This is a genomic window from Longimicrobiaceae bacterium (assembly GCA_035696245.1).
Lineage (GTDB): Bacteria > Gemmatimonadota > Gemmatimonadetes > Longimicrobiales > Longimicrobiaceae > DASRQW01.
In genome coordinates, this window is the sequence record DASRQW010000286.1 from 1 (window position 1) to 4,091 (window position 4,091).

The window sequence follows — 4,091 nt, forward strand, 5'->3', positions numbered from 1 at the left end:
CGGGCGCCGTTTTTGCGTCCTGCGCCCAGCCCCCCGAGCAGGACCTTCTCCGGAGCTTTTCGCATGCGCCACCTATCGCCCGCGGGCGACCCGCGCGACACCACGGTCGCCTTCGAGCTGGTCCGCCGCGTCCGCGGCTCCGCGCCCGCCGGCCCGTACGACGGCGGATACGACGTGCGCCGCGGCTACGACGATGCCCCCGTGGTCCACGTCGGCCCCGACGCGGACGAGATCGCGTACTTCGGCGGCCGAGACGTCGGCCGGCGATAGGTCGCTGGACGGCCGATGTCTCGCATCCGCCGAGCCTTTCGATGGGTGATCGGATGATGCGCATCTCCTGCGACGCCACATGTCCGGCTCACGTAGATGCGCATCTACCGACGTGCTCGTGACGCCTGTCGGATGATACATATCGTCTGACCTGCGCTTGAGAAGCTTCGGGCGATGCGCGGCCCGGGCGTCGCGGCGGATGTGCGGCGATGGAGCGTTCCGGCGATGCGCGGCGGGCAATGCGTCGCTGGCACGGCGTCTGCCCTTCGGGGGCGCGGACCCCAACCGGAGCGCGTATGCTGATCCAGGAAGTGCTGACCGACGTACCCGCGGCCGAGGTGGTGGAGCGCGCCCGCGACTTCTTCACCTCGCGCTTCTCGCCGTACGCCGGCTTCGAGGAAGCTTCCAGCGACACCCACATCAAGTTCGTGAACGAGGCCGCCGACCTCACCATCGGCGTGGGCACGCAGGACGGGAAGACGATGGTGCGCGGCTCCACCTCGCGCATGCACGCCGAGCTCTCGCAGTTCCTCGCCACCCTCGCCCCGGCCGAGGAGGTGCGCCAGAACCAGCCCGGCCCCGGCACCTCCGGCGCGGGCTGAGCCCCGCGCGGAGGCCGAACCCCGCTGCCACGGCGGGGTACTGGGCGGGGTTGGAAGGCAGTCCCCGCCCCTGCCCGGAGCACCCTTGATCGTCCGTTCGCTCTTCTTCGCATCGTACCGCGACCTGGCCGGCGCCGGCGAGCTTGCCGTAGAGCTGCCTCCGGGCGCCTCCGTGCGCGAGCTGGTCGCGCACCTGCGCCGCCCCGGCGCGGGGCTGGAGCGTCTGCCCGAAGAGCCCGCGGTGGCCGTGAACATGACCTACTCTCCCCTCGACACTCCGCTCGGCGATGGCGACGAGGTCGCGTTCATCCCCCCCGTGGCGGGCGGGTGAGCGTGTCGCGCTCCGTCTGCCGCGTGACCCGCGAGCCGCTGGACGCCGCCGCGATTCTGCGCGACTGCGTGGGGCCGTCGGACGGCGCGGCGCTGCTCTTCTGGGGCGTGGTGCGCGAGGAGCACGCCGGGCGCCGCGTCGCATCGCTGGAGTACGAGGCGTACGCGGAGATGGCCGAGCTGAAGATGCGTGAGATCGCGGACGAGGCGCGCGAGCGATGGGGCACGGGCGACATCCACGTCGTGCACCGCGTGGGCCTGCTGGAGGTGGGCGACGCCAGCGTAGCCATCGCCGTCGCATCTCCCCACCGCGCCGAGGCTTACGAGGCGTCGCGCTACGTGGTCGAGGAGCTGAAGCGCCGCGTCCCCGTCTGGAAGCGCGAGGGCTACGTGGAAGGCGACCGCCAGTGGGTCCCCGGCCACACCCCCGAAGTCGAAGCGACGGTGGAAGGATGACGATGCCGCAGCATTTCCGCCGAAGCGCGACGAACCCCCCTGTAGGGGTGCGATTCATCGCATCCGCGCCGGCGCCACAGACTCGGGTCTCCGCGCTTTCCGTAGATGCGATGTCGCTCGCCAGCTCCGCATCTCCCGATCCACATTTCCGCATCTCCCGAATCCGCCGGAGGATGGCGTGAGCGCGCTCATCCAGCTCGGCGGCGCCGCGCCCGTCTTCCCCTCGCGCCCGATCCCCGAGGCGGGGCCGATGGAGGACGGCTTCGGCCGCCGCATCGAGTACCTGCGCATCTCCGTCACGGACAAGTGCAACCTGCGCTGCGTGTACTGCATGCCGGAGGAGGGCCTGCCGTGGCTGAAGCGCGAGGAGATCCTGAGCTACGAGGAGATCGCGCAGATCGTACGGGTGATGGCGGGCGTGGGCCTGCGCCGCGTGCGCATCACGGGCGGGGAGCCGCTGGTGCGCCGCGACCTGCCCGCACTGGTCCGGCAGATCAAGGCGGTGCCGGGCATCGACGACATCGCGCTGTCCACCAACGCCGTGCTGCTGCACGAGCTTGCGGACGAGCTGCGCGACGCCGGCGTGGATCGCGTGAACGTCTCGCTCGACTCGCTGCGGCCGGAGCGCGTGGACGCCATCTCGCGCCGCGCCGGCTCTGCCGATGCGATCTTCCGCGGGCTGGAGGCGGCGGAGCGCGCGGGCTTCTCGCCCATCAAGGTGAACTGCGTGGTCATGCGCGGCCGCAACGACGACGAGGTCGCGGACTTCGCCGCCATCACGCGCGAGCGCCCGTGGCACATCCGCTTCATCGAGGTGATGCCCACCGGCGAGAACCTGGGCGTCCAGGCTGAAGAGTTCGTATCGGCCGACGAGATCCTGGCGAGCGTGGGCGCCGTCGGCGAGCTGCGGCCGGTCACGGGGCCGGCGGGCAACGGCCCGGCTGCGTACTACGCCTTCGACGGGGCGCCGGGCACGGTGGGCGTCATCACGCCGATGAGCCACAACTACTGCGGCACCTGCAACCGCATGCGCCTCACCGCCGATGGGCAGCTTCGCCCCTGCCTCTTCGGCCACGCGCAGACCAACCTCCGCGACCCGCTCCGCCGCGGCGAGCCCATCGAGCCGCTGCTCCGCGACACCCTGCGCATCAAGCCCGAGCGCCACTGGCTGGTCCAAGGCAGCGACCAAGGCTCCGGCGGCCTGCTCGCACTCTCGCAGGTGGGGGGGTAGCGCGGACTTCGCACCGGCGGAGCATGAACGGAGAACGGGCGAGCCCTTCGTGAGGGTTCGCCCGTTCTGCTGTTGCAACATCAGGCGTGCGCGGCGATGGGCTGGATTTTCCTCGTGTGCGGAAGGAGAGAGTCAGAGCCCATCGTGAACTGCGTGTGTGATGCTCTCTCGCCCGTTTTCAGGTGCTGGTTCGCCGCGTCGCTGCTGAGGATCACTGCCTCGCACTGGGGACGTTCGCGCCGAGTGACGCATCGAAGTTGACGGACAGTCACTCCGCGCCCACGTCTCCGATCAACCCTTCGATCCACTCACGCGATTCGGCTTCGCGGCGCGTGTCCGAAGCCATCCTCATGTATTCCGAGGCACTGCCTTCGTGCGGAACGTGCGGCGCATCGAAATCGTCCGGGACCGTGAACAGTCCGCGGGCACTCCCGGGAGTGCGGTCCATCCTCCGTCCGCCCGCCGTGGGTACGAGCCGCGCGACCGGATGCCCATCGCGCGTGATGACGATTTCCGCCCCAGCGCCCACTTCGTGGACCAGCTCGGCCAGGCGGGTTTCCGCGTCCGCCAACTCAACCGTGAGGGTAACCACGTGACCTCCTCTGCTCGATTCCGTCGGGATTGCATCTGAAGGGGCTAACCCTGAATGTAGTCCAGCAGAGCGCATCAGGAATGCCGACGCATCGGGCCGCGGTCCGGTGTCCGCGCTCGTGGACGCCTGGATTGCGAGCGACAGGGTCCGAGCCCACTTTTGCCTTCCGCTCGTCTACCTCTAACATCGGGAGCACCATGCCCGCCGTCACCCGCCCGCAGCCTGGTGAGTATCTGCCGTACTACCACCGCTACATCTCGCTGGTGCCGGAGGGAGACGTGTGCGATCTGTTGGAATCGCAGATAGGGGAGACGCGCGAGCTGCTTCGCTCCATTCCCGAGGCGCGCGCCGGGCACCGGTACGCAGAGGGTAAGTGGAGCATCCGTGAGGCCGTCTGCCATCTCGCGGACACCGAGCGGGTGATGGCGTACCGGGCGTTGCGAGCAGCACGGGGTGATGCGACACCGATCCCCGGATACGACCAAGACGCGTGGGCACCGGCGTCGGGCGCCGACGCGCGTACACTCGCCTCCGTAGCGGACGAGTACGCGGCGGTGCGCGGAGCGACGGTGCACCTGCTCCGCAGCCTCACGCCAGAGACCGCCGCGCG

At 70.0% G+C, this 4,091-nt stretch carries 7 protein-coding genes; 6 read left to right on the top strand and 1 reads right to left on the bottom strand.

Going from position 1 to position 4,091, the window contains the following annotated elements; translation table 11 throughout:
• The first annotated feature begins 63 nt into the window (after positions 1-63).
• The 5 genes from VFE05_13295 to moaA all read left to right on the top strand — a co-directional run bounded on the left by VFE05_13295 (position 64) and on the right by moaA (position 2,889).
• A complete protein-coding gene (locus VFE05_13295) occupies positions 64-270 on the top strand; it encodes a hypothetical protein (protein HET6231042.1) in 207 nt (68 codons plus the stop codon).
• A gap of 296 nt (positions 271-566) precedes the next feature.
• A complete protein-coding gene (locus tag VFE05_13300) occupies positions 567-872 on the top strand; it encodes a hypothetical protein (GenBank protein ID HET6231043.1) in 306 nt (101 codons plus the stop codon).
• An 85-nt stretch (positions 873-957) separates the two neighbouring features.
• Positions 958-1,203 (top strand): MoaD/ThiS family protein, encoded by a 246-nt coding sequence (locus tag VFE05_13305; protein HET6231044.1) that lies wholly within the window; start codon positions 958-960, stop codon positions 1,201-1,203.
• On the top strand, positions 1,200-1,658 hold the full coding sequence (locus VFE05_13310) for a molybdenum cofactor biosynthesis protein MoaE (protein ID HET6231045.1): 459 nt from the start codon (positions 1,200-1,202) through the stop codon (positions 1,656-1,658). Before VFE05_13305 ends, VFE05_13310 begins: the two co-directional genes overlap by 4 nt.
• A 178-nt stretch (positions 1,659-1,836) precedes the next feature.
• The gene (moaA, locus tag VFE05_13315) at positions 1,837-2,889 is read left to right on the top strand and encodes a GTP 3',8-cyclase MoaA (protein ID HET6231046.1); all 1,053 of its coding nucleotides are present in this window, start codon (positions 1,837-1,839) and stop codon (positions 2,887-2,889) included.
• 268 nt (positions 2,890-3,157) lie between these two features.
• Here the strand turns inward: moaA and VFE05_13320 are convergent, their stop codons facing one another.
• Positions 3,158-3,481, bottom strand: a complete 324-nt coding sequence (locus VFE05_13320) for a type II toxin-antitoxin system prevent-host-death family antitoxin (GenBank protein ID HET6231047.1) — start codon at positions 3,479-3,481, stop codon at positions 3,158-3,160.
• Positions 3,482-3,678: 197 nt separating this feature from the next.
• Here VFE05_13320 and VFE05_13325 point away from each other — a divergent pair.
• Positions 3,679-4,091 (top strand): DinB family protein (locus VFE05_13325; GenBank protein HET6231048.1); only part of this gene is annotated, 413 nt, incomplete at its 3' end.

Excerpts from the sequence above, each read along its gene's own strand:
- VFE05_13295 (HET6231042.1), top strand. The coding sequence starts at position 64 with ATGCGCCACCTATCGCCCGCGGGCGACCCGCGCGACACCACGGTCGCC.
- VFE05_13300 (HET6231043.1), top strand. The coding sequence starts at position 567 with ATGCTGATCCAGGAAGTGCTGACCGACGTACCCGCGGCCGAGGTGGTG.